At 33.5% G+C, this 18,163-nt stretch carries 17 protein-coding genes; 8 read left to right on the forward strand and 9 right to left on the reverse strand.

Annotated elements, in window-relative coordinates:
- The first annotated feature begins 22 nt into the window (after window positions 1–22).
- Both ACFS3A_RS07785 and ACFS3A_RS07790 read left to right on the forward strand, forming a co-directional pair.
- The gene (locus ACFS3A_RS07785; protein WP_379824794.1) at window positions 23–775 is read left to right on the forward strand and encodes an SDR family NAD(P)-dependent oxidoreductase; all 753 of its coding nucleotides are present in this window, start codon (window positions 23–25) and stop codon (window positions 773–775) included.
- Between the two features lie 310 nt (window positions 776–1,085).
- Window positions 1,086–4,499 (forward strand): T9SS type A sorting domain-containing protein, encoded by a 3,414-nt coding sequence (locus ACFS3A_RS07790; RefSeq protein WP_379824796.1) that lies wholly within the window; start codon window positions 1,086–1,088, stop codon window positions 4,497–4,499.
- A 49-nt stretch (window positions 4,500–4,548) separates the two neighbouring features.
- Here ACFS3A_RS07790 and ACFS3A_RS07795 read toward each other — a convergent pair whose 3' ends face one another.
- From ACFS3A_RS07795 to ACFS3A_RS07815, 5 genes are read right to left on the reverse strand one after another with little or no spacing between them, the layout of a single operon-like run.
- Window positions 4,549–5,073: a MepB family protein gene (locus tag ACFS3A_RS07795; protein ID WP_379824797.1), complete on the reverse strand. Its 525-nt coding sequence runs from the start codon at window positions 5,071–5,073 to the stop codon at window positions 4,549–4,551.
- A 43-nt stretch (window positions 5,074–5,116) separates the two neighbouring features.
- Window positions 5,117–6,763, reverse strand: a complete 1,647-nt coding sequence (locus tag ACFS3A_RS07800) for a hypothetical protein (RefSeq protein WP_379824799.1) — start codon at window positions 6,761–6,763, stop codon at window positions 5,117–5,119.
- Entirely contained in the window at window positions 6,760–7,311 is a 552-nt protein-coding gene (locus tag ACFS3A_RS07805) for an RNA polymerase sigma factor (RefSeq protein WP_379824800.1), read from the reverse strand. Before ACFS3A_RS07805 ends, ACFS3A_RS07800 begins: the two co-directional genes overlap by 4 nt.
- Window positions 7,312–7,362: 51 nt before the next feature.
- Window positions 7,363–7,761, reverse strand: a complete 399-nt coding sequence (locus tag ACFS3A_RS07810; protein WP_379824801.1) for a hypothetical protein — start codon at window positions 7,759–7,761, stop codon at window positions 7,363–7,365.
- 7 nt (window positions 7,762–7,768) lie between these two features.
- Entirely contained in the window at window positions 7,769–8,647 is an 879-nt protein-coding gene (locus ACFS3A_RS07815; RefSeq protein WP_379824802.1) for a protease complex subunit PrcB family protein, read from the reverse strand.
- A 196-nt stretch (window positions 8,648–8,843) separates the two neighbouring features.
- Between ACFS3A_RS07815 and rmuC the strand changes: the two genes are divergently transcribed.
- The 4 genes from rmuC (at window position 8,844) to ACFS3A_RS07835 (ending at window position 12,380) form a co-directional block, all read left to right on the forward strand.
- A complete protein-coding gene (gene rmuC, locus ACFS3A_RS07820; RefSeq protein ID WP_379824804.1) occupies window positions 8,844–10,217 on the forward strand; it encodes a DNA recombination protein RmuC in 1,374 nt (457 codons plus the stop codon).
- 367 nt (window positions 10,218–10,584) lie between these two features.
- Window positions 10,585–11,133, forward strand: coding sequence for an acyl-CoA thioesterase (locus ACFS3A_RS07825; protein ID WP_379824805.1), 549 nt, complete (start codon window positions 10,585–10,587; stop codon window positions 11,131–11,133).
- Between the two features lie 40 nt (window positions 11,134–11,173).
- Window positions 11,174–11,575, forward strand: a complete 402-nt coding sequence (locus tag ACFS3A_RS07830; protein WP_379824806.1) for a VOC family protein — start codon at window positions 11,174–11,176, stop codon at window positions 11,573–11,575.
- Between the two features lie 235 nt (window positions 11,576–11,810).
- A complete protein-coding gene (locus tag ACFS3A_RS07835; protein WP_379824807.1) occupies window positions 11,811–12,380 on the forward strand; it encodes a YceI family protein in 570 nt (189 codons plus the stop codon).
- A 4-nt stretch (window positions 12,381–12,384) separates the two neighbouring features.
- Here ACFS3A_RS07835 and ACFS3A_RS07840 read toward each other — a convergent pair whose 3' ends face one another.
- Window positions 12,385–13,296, reverse strand: coding sequence for a TIGR01777 family oxidoreductase (locus ACFS3A_RS07840; RefSeq protein ID WP_379824808.1), 912 nt, complete (start codon window positions 13,294–13,296; stop codon window positions 12,385–12,387).
- Window positions 13,297–13,394: 98 nt separating this feature from the next.
- Here ACFS3A_RS07840 and ACFS3A_RS07845 point away from each other — a divergent pair, with 98 nt between their 5' ends.
- Both ACFS3A_RS07845 and ACFS3A_RS07850 read left to right on the forward strand, forming a co-directional pair.
- The gene (locus tag ACFS3A_RS07845; protein WP_179006480.1) at window positions 13,395–14,054 is read left to right on the forward strand and encodes a TetR family transcriptional regulator C-terminal domain-containing protein; all 660 of its coding nucleotides are present in this window, start codon (window positions 13,395–13,397) and stop codon (window positions 14,052–14,054) included.
- Window positions 14,054–15,358, forward strand: a complete 1,305-nt coding sequence (locus ACFS3A_RS07850) for an ABC1 kinase family protein (protein ID WP_379824809.1) — start codon at window positions 14,054–14,056, stop codon at window positions 15,356–15,358. Before ACFS3A_RS07845 ends, ACFS3A_RS07850 begins: the two co-directional genes overlap by 1 nt.
- A gap of 255 nt (window positions 15,359–15,613) precedes the next feature.
- Here the strand turns inward: ACFS3A_RS07850 and ACFS3A_RS07855 are convergent, their stop codons facing one another.
- The 3 genes from ACFS3A_RS07855 to ACFS3A_RS07865 form a co-directional block, all read right to left on the reverse strand.
- Window positions 15,614–16,909 (reverse strand): cryptochrome/photolyase family protein, encoded by a 1,296-nt coding sequence (locus ACFS3A_RS07855; RefSeq protein ID WP_379824810.1) that lies wholly within the window; start codon window positions 16,907–16,909, stop codon window positions 15,614–15,616.
- Window positions 16,910–17,095: 186 nt separating this feature from the next.
- Window positions 17,096–17,605 (reverse strand): SRPBCC family protein, encoded by a 510-nt coding sequence (locus ACFS3A_RS07860; protein WP_379824811.1) that lies wholly within the window; start codon window positions 17,603–17,605, stop codon window positions 17,096–17,098.
- Between the two features lie 30 nt (window positions 17,606–17,635).
- Complete coding sequence (locus ACFS3A_RS07865) at window positions 17,636–18,076, reverse strand: carotene hydroxylase (RefSeq protein WP_379824812.1); 441 nt, start codon at window positions 18,074–18,076, stop codon at window positions 17,636–17,638.
- Window positions 18,077–18,163: the final 87 nt, after the last annotated feature.

Consider the following 18,163-nt stretch of genomic DNA (forward strand, 5'->3'; position numbering starts at 1 on the left):
TACAAATTTAAATTTTAAGAATATGTCACTTTTAGAAAACAAAGTAGCTTATGTATCCGGGGGCGGTTCAGGAATCGGTCGTGCAGTTGCAGAAGCTTACGCTCGGGAAGGAGCAAAAGTAGTATTGTCTGATATTAATGTGGAGCACGGTGAAGAAACCGTAAAAATTATAAAAGAAAAGGGTGGAGAAGCTTTTTTCGTAAAAGGAGATTCGTCGAGTGCAAGTGATAATAAACATATAGTTGAGGTTGCGGTTTCAAAATACGGAAGACTTGACATTGCCTGCAACAACGCCGGAATGGGCGGACCGGCAAAACCAACCGGAGAATACGAACCGGAAGCATGGGATAAAGTCATTGCCTTGAATCTAAGCGGCGTTTTTTATGCCTGCAGATATCAATTGGAACAAATGGAAAAAAATGGAGGAGGAAGTATTGTAAACATTGCCTCTATTCATGGACAAGTTGCAGCTCCAAACAGCGTAGCCTATACCGCAAGTAAACATGGCGTTGTGGGTTTAACTAAAAACATTGCTGTAGAATATGCTCAGAAAAACATTCGATGTAATGCTGTTGGACCAGGTTATATTGAAACAGCGCTTTTAAAAGACAATTTGAATAAAGATATGATGAATGCTGTTGCAGCGAAATCGGCAATGAATCGTTTGGGAACAGCCGAAGAAATTGCAGAATTGGTAGTTTTCTTAAACTCTGATAAATCATCATTTACAACAGGAAGTTATATTATTGCCGATGGAGGTTATACAGCGGTATAATATTTTTTTAGAGAATAATATTTTGAATTATGGAAAGCGGTAAGCGAAAGTTTACTGCTTTTTTGTTTTAAATAACAGCTTTGTTTGTAGGAAACATGGAGGGTTTAAGTAGTTGGAAGTAACTTTTTGTTTTTGAATTATATTTTAAATAATTAGTTTTTGGTTGTTTAAAATATAATAAAATTGATTTTGTGTTATTTATTATTGAGTTTTATTGATAAAAAAGTCAACATTAAGTTTATGGTTTTATAATATTAGCTTAACTTTAAAGGAGATAAATTTGACTTCTAAAAACTCTATTCTTTAACGTATGAAAAAACTTTACTTATCACGTCTATTTTTGGCTGTACTATGTTTTTTTGGTTTTGTTTCTGGAAATCTTTTTGCCCAGACAATGCCAGCTCCTCAAAAATTGCCGCACTCACAGAATTTTAATACGCTGTTAGTAACAGATACTTCTTATCCAGCAGGTTATCAGGGATGGACTGCAGGAACTTCAAATCCACCAGGTGAAAGTCAATTTGCTACATCTGGCACTTTTGGTGCCGATAGAGCTTTAGTGGCTAATAGTTCTGCCAGTACGAACAGCGGTAATTTTCATAATTACAACGGAAAAATTGGATTCTTAACTACAGGTTCATTAGACTTGACTATTGGTTTTGCATTTGATGCAACAGGGCAATCTGCTATTCCTGTAGAATATGATGCCATGACAATCCGTAATCCTTATGGTGATGGAACAAATAATCGTATCAATGAAATGATATTACAGTATAGAGTTGGAACAACAGCCAATTTTACATCAATAGCTGCGACATTATATTCTAATAATACCACAACTCAAATTGGTACAGGAAATACAACACCTCAAAATGCTAAGACGATAAATATCATTTTACCAGCGGACTGTGATAATCAGCCTGTAGTGCAGATTAGATGGATTTCCAGACAAGTTAGCGGGGGAGGTTCACGTCCATCTTTTGCAATTGATAACATAAAAGTAGGAAGAGATATTACAGCTCCAGTTGATGTTTCTGGTTTTCCTAAAGCAAATAATGTTTTAACAGCAAGTTTCGATTTTATCAATAAATTGGATGAAACTGGAAAAACCTATTTTGTACTGCTTCCAGGTGGAAGTACTGCACCAACTGCTGCGCAGGTAAAAGCTGGTCAAGACTCAAATGGTATAGCAGCTTTGCAGGCAGGAAGTATAGATATTACAGATCCTGCTCTGGAATATACCAAAACTTTTTCCGGACTTATTTTAAATACAAGTTATTCTGTTTTTTCTGTTTCGGAAGATACTTCAAATAATATTCAGACAATTGTAAATAAAGTAGATGTTACTACTGCTAGTGCTGCAGTTCCAGTTTTAACAACTTCTGCAGCAAGTTTAGATTTAGGATTTTCGGAAGCAAATTATGAAGCGAAAGTTTTAAGCTACCAAGTTGGGGCAAGTGATTTAACTCAAAATGTTGTTTTAACTTCGACTGCTAATTTTACAATTTCTAAAGATAACAGCACATTTGCATCTTCTATAACATTTGCTGCTGCTGATTTTGCATCAAATGCAACCCCAACAGTATATGTGAAATTTATTCCAAACGCACTAACTGATTTTACAGGACAGATAACACACGAATCGACTGGAGCTGTAACAAAAACGGTTACTTTGACAGGAATAGGAATCAATCCTTATAAACAGGATTTCAACGATCCAAATGTTTTAACAAACAGCGGATGGACACAATATAACGAAGCCGGACCAGTAAATAAATGGTCTTATACTTCAGTAGCCAGAAATGTAAATTCAGGAATTGGTGCGGTTCTTATCAATGGTTATTCAGATAATGGACCAAGTAAAGATTGGCTGATTTCACCTAAATTACGTTTAGATAATTTTGGAGCACTTCCATTGCTGTCTTTTTATTCCCGTAAATTTTATGCTGGTCCATCTTTAAAATTGATGGTTTCTACAGATTATGACGGAATAAGCAATCCTGCTACAGCTACTTGGACAGAAATTAATGGTTCATTTCCGACTGTTACAGGTACTTATGCGCAATCTCAATATATTAAGTTAAATGATTATAAGACAAGTCATACCTATTTAGCTTGGGTTTATGAAACTACTGCGGGAGGTAATAACAATGCATCAGAATGGTCTTTTGATGATTTTGCTATAACAAATGATATCGGTTATGTAGACTCAAATCCTGTTTTAGATTTTGGAGTTGTACTTCCAAATACAGTTTCAGACTCTCAGTCCTTTAATTTTAAGGCAGAAGGATATGGAGATATTACAATTACAGCTCCATCTTCTTATCAAATTTCAGCAGATAATATCTCGTTTGTATCGAGTATAATAATTACTGCTGCCGATGCTTTAGCAGGAAAAACGCTTTATGCAAAATTTGCACCAACAGTAAAAGAATTTAAAATATCAGGGGCTTTAACCGTAACGGGAACTTCGTTAAACAAGCAAATTGGTTCATTGACTGGTTCTTCTTTACCAAAAACAGATACTTTTGATGTAGTAACATACAATTTAGAGTTTTTTGGTGCTCCGACTTCAGCTTATGGTCCTTCAGACAAGCCTTTACAATTGGAAAATGTTGCCAAAGTAATGAATAAACTAGATGCAGACGTGTATGTAGTACAAGAGGTTTCTAGTGACGCTCAGATTGATGCTTTAATTCAGAAAATAAATGTAAACGGAAAAACATTTGAAAAAAGCATTTCTAATGTCTGGTCTTATTCTTGGCAAAATCCGCCTTCAGATCCAAATTTCCCGCCTCAGAAACTAGTAGTGCTTTATAATACACAAACGGTAACAGTTAAAAAAACACGTGTTATGTTTGATAAGTTCTATACTGAATTGCGTAATGGCACTAAAACGCTGAATAATTATCCAGGAACCAGCGACAGTAACTTTTTCTCTTCAGGCCGTCTGCCTTATATGGTAACAATAGAAACAAATGTTAATGGAATTAAAAATGAAATTAACCTTATAGATCTTCACGCACGTGCTAACAGCGGTACTGATATTTCTCGTTATAACATGCGTAAGTATGATACACAAGTTTTAAAAGACAGCTTAGATGCTCATTATGCAGACTCAAATATTATTCTTTTGGGAGATTATAATGATGATGTAAAAGCATCTGTAATCGCCGGACAGCCGTCTTCTTATGAAGCATTTGTGACAGACACAAACAATTACAAAGCACTTACATTAGAAATTAGTCAAGCTGGTGCTTATAGTTTTTTAAGTTCAGGCGGATTCCTGGATCATATTACAATTTCTAATGAATTACTGGATGATTATATTGCAAATTCAACGGTGGTGTATGATCCTCGTAATGATATTACCAACTACACGACTACAACTTCAGATCACGGGCCGGTTATTGCTCGTTTCCAATTGAAACAAGACGTGCTTTCTACGCCAGATTTTGGAAAAAATAAATATTATGTAAAAGCATATCCAAACCCGGCAACAGATGTTTTAAATTTTGATGTGAAAACTACACAGGGAAGAGATTTGAAAATTAGATTGTATGATTTTAATGGACGTGCCATCGGAAGTCCGATAAGCGTTAAAAATGAATCTGAAATTAGCACAGCAGTTGTTTCTGTTAATAATCTAACTTCAGGAGTTTATTTCTATACTGTCAGCGAAAACAACAAAGTGATTTTTAAAGACAAGGTTATTAAAAACTAAAAAAGCAAAAAAAGGCTTCCAAATTTTGGAAGCCTTTTTTATTGAAAATCTATGCGAAGGATTTTCTCAATTGATCGAAATCAATTTTATTTGAATTAGTAAGCATCATAAAATAATCTAATTGCCATTTTTGACTTTTTTGAGCTTGTTTGCTCGTAGTTTCGTCCCATGGCGGATAAACTCTTGTCGCTCGAATTCCTTCTTTATTATTTGTCGAAAAAATCCCTTTCTCTAAGAGTATTTTTTTTGGAAATATAAAATGTCCCCAGTTTAAATCCCTTCGAACACTTATAATTACAAAATCAATTGGGTCAGAATAATCAAAAGGTTCAATAATTCCTGATTCATTTCGTTTCCACAAAGTAACAAATTGCCCTGTTTTGGTTGGAGTAATTTTGGCTTCTCTATAGCAGATTTTTTTATTGTTCAGGAGAAAACGATAAGCGCTATATTCCTGACTTTCGTCTTCTTTTTGAAGAGATATAATTTCTAAACCGGCTTTTTTAAAAATATTTTCTTTTGCTAATTGTAAATCGGTTGGAATTAAATTGATTGAAGAAGTTGTAAAATCCATAAAAACAAGAATTATTTTTCCTGAAAATTACGCTAAACTAAGTTTAGAATGAAACATTCAAACCAAAATTTAATCCCCATTGAAACTGATTGAAAGACTGACTGTTTAACGGATTGATATAATAATTCATAGCAGGTTCAACAAACACATTCGTTTTTTTGTAAACACGATATTGTACCGTACTACTTAGAGTAGAACCGTAAACGTAATCATTTGCACTTACATTTTGTCCAATTGATTGTCCGTCCAGAGCTACGTTGTTTGAAATCAGTTTCCCTACAAATCCTCCGGTATTCAAATTAATGCTGGCTTTGTTTCTATTGAAAACAGAATAAGAAACTTCAAGAGGCATTTCAATGTATCGAAGGTTTTGATCCAATTTTCCGGTTTGTATGCTGTTGTCATTTTTTAGAGCTTCTTTTGTACTATTAGAAACAAAAAGATAATCTGCATTATTGCTTACTACAGGTGAGGAGGCCATATTTGACAGAGCTACGCCAGGAATAAAAAGGGCATTGTTTTTAGCACTTACATAAGAAACATGTGCTACGCTCTGTCCCAGTTCATTAATTTTTAATCCAGAACCTACAGCCCATTTTTTATTAATAGCATATTTTGTTCTAACTCCATAAGAATTAGATTGTTTAGAATCTACAGCATTTCCAAGAGTTTTTTCGTTTTTTGTGTTTTCAGAACTGGCAACTCCTGCAAAAACTGCTACTGCCCATCTTTCTTTTTTGTCGATTAATTTGTCTTTTTTCTCTTTTTCTTCTTTTTTAGCTTCAGGAGTCAAAATTCCTTTTTCCAGATTTTCAAGCTCTGCAAGTTGAACAGAATCTATTTTGCTTAAAGCATTAGTATTAAATTTCGAATTCTCCTTTGTATTGCTCTTATAAGCTAACTCTGTTGAAGTATTTTCACCTGTTACTTTAACTGAATTTTGCTTAAATTCTGAATTGTTTGATGTTCCGCTTTGTTTTGAGAAAGCTAAATTATTATTGTTTTTGGAAGGTGATAAATCTTCAAAAATCGAATTAGAAAGCTGTTTTTTAGCATTCGAATTAAATTTGCTTTCTTTTCCAAAAGCAATTCTTTCTTCTGAAATTCCTTTGCTATTTGACTCTTTGATGATTCCTGGAGCAGGTTTTTTCGAAACCCCGGTTTTAGATTTGTCTCCGGATGTATTATAAGTCTGAATAGCCAAAGATTGATTTGGAGCATTCGTATTGTTTTGCATTTTAGATTCTAAACCATTTTTGTTGGTTTTATTTTTTGAATCTGAATGAACCACTGCTGTTTCCTGCTCCTGAATCCCTTTAGGGTTAGAAGTATTAAATTGTTTTTCTGATGGTGCAATATTTTTTAGAGAGTCTTTAGCATCAGAAGTGTTTTTATTTTGGTTCGCGTTTTTATTTTTAGATCCATCATTAACATTTCCGTCAAGGACTATGCTGTTTGTATCAAGTCCATTATGTTCAAAGTTTTTATTTTCAGGAGAAGTAAAATGTAAAATTGAAGGCAGAAGCAACCCTAATAATAAGCATGCAGCAGCCGACCACCAAAGAATAACTCTCTTCTTCTTTTTAGGTTTGTCTAATTTTTCCTCAATTTGTGCCCACAATTCAGGAGGCGGAACACTACTAAAGTCTTCCATTGATGAAAAAATATCTTCTATTTTTTGCTTCTTCATGCTGTCTTAAAATTTTTTATGCTCAAAATTCGCTTCTGTAAAATATGTTTAGCGCGATTTAAATTTGATTTGGATGTTCCTTCGGAGATTTTTAGTAATTCGGCAATTTCTTTGTGTTTCATTTTCTCAAAAACATACAAGTTGAAAACTGTCCTGTATTGATCTGGTAAATCCCGAATGTATTCTAAAAGTTTTTCTTGTTCCATCGGAATCACTTCTAATTCCTCTTCTTCTATAAAATCGGTATCAGGATCAAAAACGTCTAAGAAGAAACTCTCTTTTTTCTTTTTATTTAAAGTTTCGATCAGTTTATTGATGAAGATCCGCTTAAGCCATCCTTCAAAACTTCCTTCAAATTTGTATTGATTTATTTTTTGAAATACGATAACAAAAGCCTCCTGAAAAACATCTTTTGCATCATCTTCATTTTTCATATACTTCAAACAGATTCCATACAAAACAGGAGAGAACAACTGATAAATTTTCAGTTGTCCCTCTCTGTCATTTTTCATGCACAGTTTAATGTATTTTTCTAACTCGTCTTTCAAGAAATGGTTCAAATTTGATTTTGCAAAAATAGTTTTAAATAGCTTACAAAACTATCTTTTGAATATAGTTCTCGAACCATCCTGATTGTTACTTACAATCGTTAGGTTTTGATTATCAAGATTTTCTATTATGTAAGTCTTACCTTCAAAGGTCACCAAATCATGTTCAGCTTTGTCGGCATAACCTATTCCTTTTTCTATCTGATAAACACTGTTTCTAATTTCGATGTTGTTTTTATAAGTAATCACTCTTCCGTTAGGAGTAAAGATTACTTTCTTGGTAAAACCAATAGTTTTCGGTGTTGCAAGATAAGGATTCGTGGATCCTCCCACAGATTTCTCCCAAATCCAGGTATTTACAATTGAGCCCGAATATACTTTAGAAGCATCCGCTGAGTAAAAACTGGCAAAAAGAAAAAAGGCAGTAAAAGATATAAAAAGGTATTTCATAATTGAATTATTTTAAACTTGTGATTTTATCCTGAATAACTTTCTTGAAAGCTTTTATTTCAGCACTTTGATCTGCTGTATCATTGTTGTCAATGTAAACTTTTGTTACAGTTGCTCCTTGGCGTAATTCAAAATAAATACCACCTTGGTCTGCTGCATCCGGAGAACCGTATGTTTTAGTTTGTCCTTTTAAAGCTAAAATTTCAGCAGGAACAGTTTTTAAAAGTAAAGCGTACTCTCCTCTTTTAATAGTTGGAGTGTATTTGTATTGACCAAATTCATATTGTCCAGCAACTACATTTAAGAATTTTAAAGTATTGTAATCGTTGATCTGATAGAATTTTTGACAATCTGATCCGGCACATTGGTTATAAAAACTTCCAATTACAATGTTATCAGGATTTTCGTTTGTTTTATTGAAAATAAATCCTTTTTCTGTTTTCGGAATTAAAACAAAATCATAAGGATTTGTTGGAGTCTGAGTTACTGTTTCACCAGCTGCAGGAGATTTTTCATAATAATTAACAACAACCTGACAACCATTCATTACAATAGAAGTAATTTTAATAGCATATCCACTAGTTGATTTTGTACCTGCAAAAATTCCAACTAAATAATTTTTAGTAAAATCGATATTAGGATCACTTGCAACAGGACAGCTATTGCTGGTTTTGGTAAATAAATTATCCATTTTTTCCTGAGAAGCAATTACAGCAACAGCTGCAGTTGGTGGAGGTGTTTTTATTGTGTAATTACATGAAAAAGGAAATCCGGTAAAATCAAGATTATTAAAACTACCACATTCTATACTTGTGTTATCTCCATTGTTAAGAGAGCAGGCACTAATTCCAAAAGCTACAAATAAGCTCAGCATTAATTTTTTCATAATTTATTTTAATAGGTTTATATCTTGTAGATGGCGCTTTTAAAAAAAGGTTGCGTATGCATTTATATTTTTTTAATTTTTTATTCCGGATTAAAATGTTGGTTTAGTTTGGATTGATTATGAATTCGTGAAATTTCTATTTTAAAAACTAAGTACTACGTATTATTGCGTACTTTTACGTAAAATAAACTTAGTTATGTCTGATTATCTACCATTTTTATTGGGTTTTGTTGTAGCATTGTTTGTCGGGATATACGTAGGCAAAATGCTTTCCGGTTCAAAAACTCAGTCAGAAAAAGCCATTTTTGAAGAAAGATTGAATGCTTTAAATGCGCAATTACAGATACAGAAAGAGCAGTTTGAAAATGAAAAAAATAATTTTCAGAAACAATTGCAATTTCATGTTTCGGAGAAAGAAAGTATTCGCACAGAAAAAGACAGTCTCGCAATTCAGCTTTCTAAAAAAGAAGTTGATTTTGAAAATTTATGGGAACGCCATAAAGAACAAAAAAGTGAAATCAACGAACTTCAGGAAAAATTTACCAAAGAGTTTGAAAATTTAGCCAATAAAATTCTGGAAGAAAAATCGGCAAAGTTTACCGAACAAAATAGCGAGAATATGAAAAGTATTCTGTTGCCGCTTCAGGATAAAATTCACATTTTCGAACAAAAAGTAGATCAGACGCACAAAGAAAGCATCGATTATCACGCGGCGCTTCGTCAGCAGATTTTAGGTTTAAGCGAAATGAACGCGCAAATGAGCAAAGAAACCCTGAACTTAACCAAAGCGTTAAAAGGGGACAATAAAATGCAGGGGAATTGGGGTGAATTGGTTTTAGAACGCGTTCTGGAAAAATCAGGTTTAGAAAAAGGAAGAGAATACGAAGTACAGCAAAGTTTTACGAATAGCGAAGGAAATCGTGTTTTGCCAGATGTTGTGATAAATCTTCCGGACGGAAAGAAAATGATTGTTGATTCGAAAGTATCACTCGCTGCCTATGAAAAATGGATTAACGAAGAATCAGAACTTTTGAAAATCGAATTTTTAAAAGAACATGTCAATTCCATAAGAAGACATGTAGAACAACTCGGCAGTAAAAACTACCACGATTTGTATCAAATGGAAAGTCCGGATTTTGTATTGCTTTTCATTCCGATGGAACCTGCGTTTGCTATTGCTTTAAACGAAGATCCAGCTTTGTACACAAAAGCTTTCGACAGAAATATTGTGATTGTAACCCCAAGTACATTATTGGCGACTTTAAGAACAATCGACAGTATGTGGACAAATCAGAAACAACAGGAAAATGCTTTTGAAATTGCCAGACAGGCAGGAGCATTATACGATAAATTTGAAGGTTTTGTTTCTGATTTAGTCCGAATCGGAAATAAAATTAAAGATACCAAAACAGAATACGAAAGCGCTATGAATAAATTAGTCGAAGGAAAAGGAAACCTGATTACAAGCGTAGAAAGACTCAAAAAAATGGGAGCGAAAGCCAAGAAATCACTTCCTGAAAATATTATTACGAGAGCCTTGAATTCAGATGAAAATGAATTATTGAATTAAAAATATTTAAACACATAGAGACATAGATTTACTTTGTCTTTAAAAGAATAAAGAAAGAAACTCGTTTCTAACACATAGTTTGCTATGTGAATTTATGCAAGTGAAACGCCTTTTTTTAGATTCCAATAAGCTATGTTTCTATGTGTTTAAAAAACTAAACATCGAAAAAAAAATTGAAGTAAGAAAAATATTTTAAACACATAGAGACATAGATTTACTTTGTCTTTAAAAGAATAAAGAAAGAAACTCGTTTCTAACACATAGTTTGCTATGTGAATTTATGCAAGTGAAACGCCTTTTTTTAGATTCCAATGAGCTATGTTTCTATGTGTTTAAAAAAACTAACCATTCCAAAAAAATAAAAAGCATGACTACAGATTTTAAACCCGTTTCTTCATCAAAAATTAGTATATCAGAATTAATGCTTCCGTCGCATACCAATTTCAGCGGTAAAATTCACGGAGGATATATTTTACAATTGCTGGATCAGATTGCATTTGCTTCGGCATCAAAATTCAGTGGTAATTATTGTGTAACAGCTTCTGTTGATACAGTAAACTTTCTGAAACCAATTGAAGTCGGAGAATTAGTTACTATGAAAGCTTCTGTAAATTATGTAGGAAGAAGTTCCATGATTGTGGGAATTAGAGTTGAAGCAGAAAATATTCAAACAGGAGCAATCAAACATTGTAATTCATCTTATTTTACAATGGTTGCGAAAGACAAAGAAGGTAAAAGCGTTCAGGTTCCCGGATTAATTTTGTCAAATTTACAGGAAGTACGTCGTTTTAGAAAAGCAATCAAACATATCGAAGTTCGCAAAGAAATTGAAGAACACGAAAAACTGGCTAATATCAACTCGATTGAAGATTTGGCAAGTTTAGAAAAATATAATGTTCTTTTAGAAATCAGTTAAAATTCTTATATTTAATTCAAACATATTAAATAGAGAAATCATGATAAAGTTTGGATATACAATATTGTACGTTGAAGATGTCGAAGAATCAGTAGCATTTTACGAAAACGCATTTGGGTTTCACAGGAAATTTATAAGTCCTGATCACGATTATGCAGAATTAAATACAGGTGCAACCGCACTGGCATTTGCATCAAAAAGTCTGGCATCGCAAAATCTCGCTGATGGTTTTATAGAAAGCAGTTTAGAAGACAAACCTTTTGCTATAGAAATTGGATTTATTGTAGACAATGTTCCCGAAGTTTTACAAAAAGCCACTTCTTTTGGAGCTGTAATTGTTTCAGAACCGGTAGAAAAACCATGGGGACAAGTCGTTGCTTACGCAAGAGATTTGAATGGTTTTTTGATTGAAATTTGTACAGAAGTAGAAAATGTAGTTTAAATGCATTTTACATCGATAAAAGGTGGTTTTAGGTTAAAAATATTCACAAATATTTAGCATTAACTGGAGAACTTAACAAGCATAAATTTCGTAACTTTAAGTGTAATCATTAGGGTTACGAAATTTATTCACGGAGTATTGCCGTTCGATTTTTCCAGATTAGTCGGAATCTATTTTTTTACCTTCTGTTAACCAAGACAAATTGAATGACATAATTGTTTAAATGCAGACGATTATGAAAACAACTACCTTATTATTTTTACTTTTAACTGCTTTTACTGTACTAGCCCAAGACCGATTTTTCACTAATACGGGTACTGTAAATTTTGAAGCTTCCGTACCTTTATTTGAAGAAATCAAAGCAGTAAACAGACAGGTTATCATTCTTTTGGAACCTAAAACCAGTACTTTTGTTTGTACTGTTATGATTAAAGATTTTCGGTTTAAATTAGATTTAATGCAGGAGCATTTTAACGAAAATTATTTAGAAAGCAACCGTTACCCAAAAGCGGTTTTTAAAGGTAAGATCGAAAAATTCGATTTAAAGGATATTAATGAAATTGAAAAGAAATACGAGATCAAAGGAAAATTAAATATGAAAGGCAAGTCGAAAGAAATTGTCGTGAATGCTTTAATCAAAAGAGTTCCGGAAGGCATTCAGGTTATTTCAGATTTTCCTATCACCGTTTCCGATTTCAATATCAAAATTCCAAGTAAAATAGCTTCGAAAATTGCTCAGACTGCCAACACAGAACTGACGGGAATTATTCATGATGAAGAAGGAATGTACGCTACTTTGAAATAAGAGCTTATTTTAAGCAGTTTATTAATGTTTTTTCTAAATCGGTAAACTGAAATTCAAAACCTGTTTTTTGGATTTTTTCAGAAGAAACTCTTTGTCCGGTTAAAACAGCTTCACTCATTTCACCTAAAACTATTTTTAGTAAAAAAGGAGGGATTTTAGGCAGCCAAATGCTGTAGTCAAACAATTTAGCAAATGTTTTTGAAAACCTGGAATTCGTAGTGTTGTCAGTTATACAGGCATTGTAGGGACCTTCTAAATTTGGATCTTCGATAGCTTTTAAATAAATACGACATAAATCATCAATATGAATCCATGGAAGATATTGTTTTCCCGTGCCTAAAACTGCACCAAAACCGGATTTAAAACTCGGAGTCAGTTTTTTTAGAAAACCTTCATTTTTACCAAAAACAATTCCGGTTCTTATTTTAACAGTTCTAATCTCTAAAGCGCCAATTTTATCCACGGCGCTTTCCCATTTTTGGCAGGTTGTGCCTAAAAAATCATCTGCCGGAGGCGTATTCTCGGTACATATTTTATGACTGGTAACAGCGCCATAAATCCCAACTGCAGAAGCTGAGACAAAAGCCTCCAGTTTTTTATTGTTTTTTTCTAATACCGAAAGAATTAAATCAATAGGTTTTACACGGCTTTCCAAAATGACTTTTTTCCTTTTATCCGTCCATCTTTTTTCTACAATTCCTTCGCCGGCAAGATGAATAATATAATCGGCATTTAAAACCGCATTTTCGTCAATGTAGTTTTTATTTAAATCCCATTTATAATACGTTATGGCAGGAGAATTTTCTTTTGCAGAACGACTCAAAACAGACACAGTAAAACCAGCTTCAAGAAGAACATCTGTTAAATGTTTTCCAATGAAACCGCTTCCGCCTGTTAGTAGAACATTTTGAGCCATAATAGTTTATAATATATTTAACAGTCTAACTTGTTTAAGGATTAGTAAAGGTACTTAAACAATGTTTACCTTTATGGCAAATTCTAAATTTTAATAAAATGGCGACTAAAAAAAAGGTGATTACCAAAGATGACATCGTTTCAATATACATGGAAGAAGTTTTAGAAAAAGGACAAAAACCAAAATCGGTTTATCATTTTGCCAAAGAAAATGATTTTACTGAAGCTGAGTTTTATTCCTTTTTTGGAACACTTGAAGGTTTAGAAAAAGAAATATTCCGACTGTTTTTTGAAAACACAGTTGGTTTGCTTCACAAGAATGAGGAATATCAGCAATATGATATGAAAAATAAAATGCTGAGTTTTTATTTTACTTTCTTTGAAGTTTTAACGGCAAACAGAAGTTATGTGTTGCAGACGCTTAAAATAGACCGAAATCCGCTTAAAAATTTAGTGCAGCTAACTACACTTCGCGAAAGCTTTAAAGATTATGTTTCTGAAATCCTTACCGATGATTACAGACTGGAACAGGAAAAATTCCAGAAGTTTCAGGAAAAAGCCATTCAGGAATCGGCCTGGTTACAATTGATGATGACGATTAAATTCTGGATGGAAGACGAATCGGCTGGATTTGAGAAAACAGATATTTTTATCGAAAAATCGGTTAATGCTTCATTTGAATTGATGAATGTAGCGCCAATGAATCATTTAATAGATTTTGGAAAATTTCTATTTAAAGAAAAAATACACAGCAGATAATGAAAACAATCGATTATATTCCAACTTCAAAAATAGAAAGAGCCGGAAAACTGGTTCAAACCGGAGCAAAAATTGGAGTAAACTACATTAAGCATTATGCTGAAAAAGTAGTTAATCCAGATTTGACCCGAGATAAACTAAACGAAAATAACGCCGAAGATATTTACGACGGACTAAAAAGCTTAAAAGGAAGCGCGCTTAAAGTCGCGCAGATGTTAAGCATGGATAAGAATTTTCTGCCTCAAGCTTATGTGGAGAAATTCTCATTGTCGCAATTTTCTGTTCCACCGCTTTCAGCGCCTTTGGTTTTAAAAACGTTCAAAAACAATTTTGGTAAAACACCTTATGAAATCTTTGATGAGTTCAATCCAAATTCAGTAAATGCCGCGAGTATTGGTCAGGTTCATTTGGCTAAGAAGAAAGACAAAAAACTGGCAGTTAAAATTCAATATCCAGGCGTTGCCAATAGTATTTCTTCGGATTTAGCTTTGGTTAAACCAATTGCAATTCGAATGTTTAATCTGCAGGGAAAAGATTCTGATAAATATTTTAAGGAAGTTGAAGACAAACTGATTGAAGAAACTAACTATTTGTTAGAATTGAAACAAAGTCAGGAAGTAGTTGATGCCTGCGGTAAAATTGAAAATATCACTTTTCCGAATTATTATCCGGAGTTTTCATCAGAGAAAATCATTACGATGGATTGGATGACGGGAATTCATCTTTCTGAATTCACAGCTAAAAATTTCGATCAGGAAATTGGTGATAAAATAGGGCAGGCGCTTTGGGATTTCTATATGTACCAAATTCATGTTTTACGAAAAGTACACGCCGATCCACATCCCGGGAATTTTTTGGTCGATGATCAAAATCAATTAATTGCTTTGGATTTTGGCTGTATGAAGCAGATTCCGGAAGATTTCTATACACCATATTTTGAGTTAATCAACAAAAAAGTGATTACGGATGAAGCATTGTTTAATAAAAAGTTATTCGAATTAGAAATCCTTCGCCCAGACGATACGCCTGCGGAAGTAGAATATTTCACTGATATGTTTCATGATTTATTATCGCTTTTTACAAGGCCTTTCCAAAATGAAACTTTCGATTTTGCAGATGAAACTTTTTTCAACGCAATAGCTGAATTAGGAAAACGTTTCTCTGAAGATACCAATTTGAAGAAAATGAACGGAAATCGTGGCTCAAAACACTTTATCTACATGAACCGCACTTTCTTCGGACTTTATAATTTAATGTTCGATTTGAAAGCGAAGATTGTAGTTGATAATTATTTGAAGTATTAGGTTTTGTTTGTTTTGTTTCAGGTTTAAAGTTTCAAGTTGGCTCAACTTTATGTATAGAACTTTGACAAAGTTTTTTTTCGTCTTGTTTGTCATCCTGAGGAACGAAGGATCACACAAGAAACTCCACACAGAATGTCGCCAATCTTTGTCGATTTACGAGTGTGATCCTTCGTTCCTCAGGATGACAAAAAATGAGTATAAATCTGCCAGATTTGCCATCCCGATAGCTATCGGGAGCGGGAAACAAAATAAAACTTATTTCAAAATCCCCGCCTTATAAGTCGCAATCGCACGATCTCTCGCAAGGGCATGATCAACCATTGGTTCAGCGTAACCAAAATCAAACTCAGGAATCCATTTGCGGATGTATTCGCCTTTTTCGTCAAATTTCTTTTGCTGGATTTCGGGATTAAAAACTCTGAAATAGGGCGCAGCGTCGCAACCTGTTCCTGCTGCCCATTGCCAGTTTCCTACATTTGAAGCCAATTCGAAATCGAGAAGCTTTTCGGCAAAATAAGCTTCGCCCCACTGCCAGTTGATCAATAAATGTTTGCATAAAAAACTTGCCACAACCATTCGCACGCGATTGTGCATATAACCCGTTTCATTCAGCTGACGCATTCCGGCATCGACCATCGGATAACCTGTATTTCCTTCGCACCAGCGCTTAAAATCCTCTTCGCTGTTTCGCCATTGAATTCCGTCGTATGCCGATTTGAAATTGTGATTGACGCAATTTGGGAAACTAAACAGAATCTGAATAAAGAATTCTCTCCAAATCAATTCGCTTAAAAAAGTCTGATTTTTACGGTTTGCCCAATTTACCAATTTTCGAATACTTACAGTACCAAAACGCAAATGTGGCGAAAGATACGAGGTACTGTCTAAAGCTGGAAAATCTCTGGTTTCTTTATAATTGGCAATTTGGGTTAAGTTATGTGGCTGTACTTTTATAGCGCTTCTTTCAAAACCAATTTCTGATAATTCTGGAAATATAAATTGATTTTTTGCGAAATTAGATTGAAAGGAAGCCGAATCATATTCCGGAGCAGATCCTGATAAATGATATTTTTCAAGCCATTTGTTTTTGTATGGAGTATAAACGGTATAAGGAAGTCCATCGGCTTTTGTGATTTCTTTTTCTTCGAAGATAACGTGATCTTTAAAAGAGAAAGATTCGATATTGTTTTCTTTTAAAAGAGAACAAATCATCGTGTCGCGTTTGATGGCAAACGGTTCGTAATCTTTATTGAAGAATACGTTTTGAATATCAAATTCCGAAAGAAGTGATTTCCATACGTCTTTTGTTTTTCCTTTTTTGATTAGAATTGAAGATCCAAAAGTGTTTAATTCTGAGTTTGTTTTTTGAAGTGAATCGTAAATAAAACTTACTCTTGCATCATTTTTTGGAAGATTGTCCAGAATTTCTTCGTCAAAAATAAATAAAGGAATTACTGGAAAATCAGATTGTAAGGCATGAAATAATCCGGTGTTGTCTTCTAAACGTAAATCACGTCTAAACCAGAAAAAGGAAACTTTTTGTTTTGTCATTGTGTAATTTTCGCTTGACGAATATTTTGTATTGTAAATATTTTTAAACACATAGAAACATAGATTTTATTTTCTTGTGAAAGAATATTGAAAGAAACTAGTTTCTAACACATAGCTATGTGTATTTATGCAAGTGAAACGCCTTTTCTATGGAATGAAAACTATGTTTCTATGTGTTTAAAAAAACTATATGCTTTTTTGCTCTGCGTTAATTTGTATAATCTTTGGTTGCGATTTGGAATTGAATAATTCTTCAATTTTGTTGTAACGGTAATCGAAAATGGTTTTCAGTTTGTTTTTTACAACTAAGCGATTCATGATTCTTCCAAGAAATCCAAGTGGAAGGGCATAATGTACGATGTCTGTCATTTTGGTTCCCCCATCTGAAGTTCGTTCGAAAAAATGTTTGTGATGCCATAATTTATACGGACCAAAACGCTGAACGTCGATAAAATACTGGTTTTCTTTGCAAGCTGTAATTTCGGTAACCCATGAAATCTTGATTCCCAAAAGCGGTCTTAAAGTATAAGTTATAATTTGTCCGTGGTACATTCGCTTGTCGTCAAAATCTTTAATTTCGAAATTCATATTGTCAAGCGTAATGGTCTGCAGGTTTTTTGGACTGGAGAAAAAATCCCAGCAGTCTTCAACGCTGGCATTTACATATTGAACGGTTGCTATTTTGTATAATTTCATAAATCAGTTGTTGTAATGTTACTAATCAAGTTACATTTTATAATACTTAAATGGTACAAACAACATTCCGAAACATTCTCCTTTTTCTTTGTTGAGGTGTTTGTGATGTATTTTATGAGCTTTTCGGAGTCCGATGAGGTATTTGTTTTTCGTGTTTTTAAACCATTTAAAACGCTGATGAATCAAAACATCGTGAATTAAAAAATAACAAACGCCATAAAGTGTAATCCCGCAGGCAACGAAAAACAAATAATTAAACCCGTCCTGAACACCAAAATAAAACAAGAGTATACTCGGAATCGCAAAAATGACAAAGAAAATGTCGTTACGTTCAAACGTATGCTCGTATTTCGGCTGATGATGATCGGCATGAAAATACCACATAAAACCGTGCATTACGTATTTGTGCGTAAGCCAGGTAACACATTCCATAAACAGAAAAACGCCTATAAAGATTAAAAAAGAAATCATTTTATAAATGTTGTAAATTAAAATTATGATTTTATTTCTTTTGAGTTTTGCTTTAGATGATAAAAGATTGACTCTAAAAGATTTTAT

The organism is Flavobacterium notoginsengisoli, from assembly GCF_042686225.1.
Lineage (GTDB): Bacteria > Bacteroidota > Bacteroidia > Flavobacteriales > Flavobacteriaceae > Flavobacterium > Flavobacterium notoginsengisoli.

Bases quoted from the DNA above. Each gene is read 5' to 3' on its own strand.
- ACFS3A_RS07785 (WP_379824794.1), top strand. From the start codon at position 23: ATGTCACTTTTAGAAAACAAAGTAGCTTATGTATCCGGGGGCGGTTCA.
- ACFS3A_RS07790 (WP_379824796.1), top strand. From the start codon at position 1,086: ATGAAAAAACTTTACTTATCACGTCTATTTTTGGCTGTACTATGTTTT.
- ACFS3A_RS07795 (WP_379824797.1), bottom strand. From the start codon at position 5,073: ATGGATTTTACAACTTCTTCAATCAATTTAATTCCAACCGATTTACAA.
- ACFS3A_RS07800 (WP_379824799.1), bottom strand. From the start codon at position 6,763: ATGAAGAAGCAAAAAATAGAAGATATTTTTTCATCAATGGAAGACTTT.
- ACFS3A_RS07810 (WP_379824801.1), bottom strand. From the start codon at position 7,761: ATGAAATACCTTTTTATATCTTTTACTGCCTTTTTTCTTTTTGCCAGT.
- ACFS3A_RS07815 (WP_379824802.1), bottom strand. From the start codon at position 8,647: ATGAAAAAATTAATGCTGAGCTTATTTGTAGCTTTTGGAATTAGTGCC.
- rmuC (WP_379824804.1), top strand. From the start codon at position 8,844: ATGTCTGATTATCTACCATTTTTATTGGGTTTTGTTGTAGCATTGTTT.
- ACFS3A_RS07825 (WP_379824805.1), top strand. From the start codon at position 10,585: ATGACTACAGATTTTAAACCCGTTTCTTCATCAAAAATTAGTATATCA.
- ACFS3A_RS07830 (WP_379824806.1), top strand. From the start codon at position 11,174: ATGATAAAGTTTGGATATACAATATTGTACGTTGAAGATGTCGAAGAA.
- ACFS3A_RS07835 (WP_379824807.1), top strand. From the start codon at position 11,811: ATGAAAACAACTACCTTATTATTTTTACTTTTAACTGCTTTTACTGTA.
- ACFS3A_RS07840 (WP_379824808.1), bottom strand. From the start codon at position 13,296: ATGGCTCAAAATGTTCTACTAACAGGCGGAAGCGGTTTCATTGGAAAA.
- ACFS3A_RS07845 (WP_179006480.1), top strand. From the start codon at position 13,395: ATGGCGACTAAAAAAAAGGTGATTACCAAAGATGACATCGTTTCAATA.
- ACFS3A_RS07850 (WP_379824809.1), top strand. From the start codon at position 14,054: ATGAAAACAATCGATTATATTCCAACTTCAAAAATAGAAAGAGCCGGA.
- ACFS3A_RS07855 (WP_379824810.1), bottom strand. From the start codon at position 16,909: ATGACAAAACAAAAAGTTTCCTTTTTCTGGTTTAGACGTGATTTACGT.
- ACFS3A_RS07860 (WP_379824811.1), bottom strand. From the start codon at position 17,605: ATGAAATTATACAAAATAGCAACCGTTCAATATGTAAATGCCAGCGTT.
- ACFS3A_RS07865 (WP_379824812.1), bottom strand. From the start codon at position 18,076: ATGATTTCTTTTTTAATCTTTATAGGCGTTTTTCTGTTTATGGAATGT.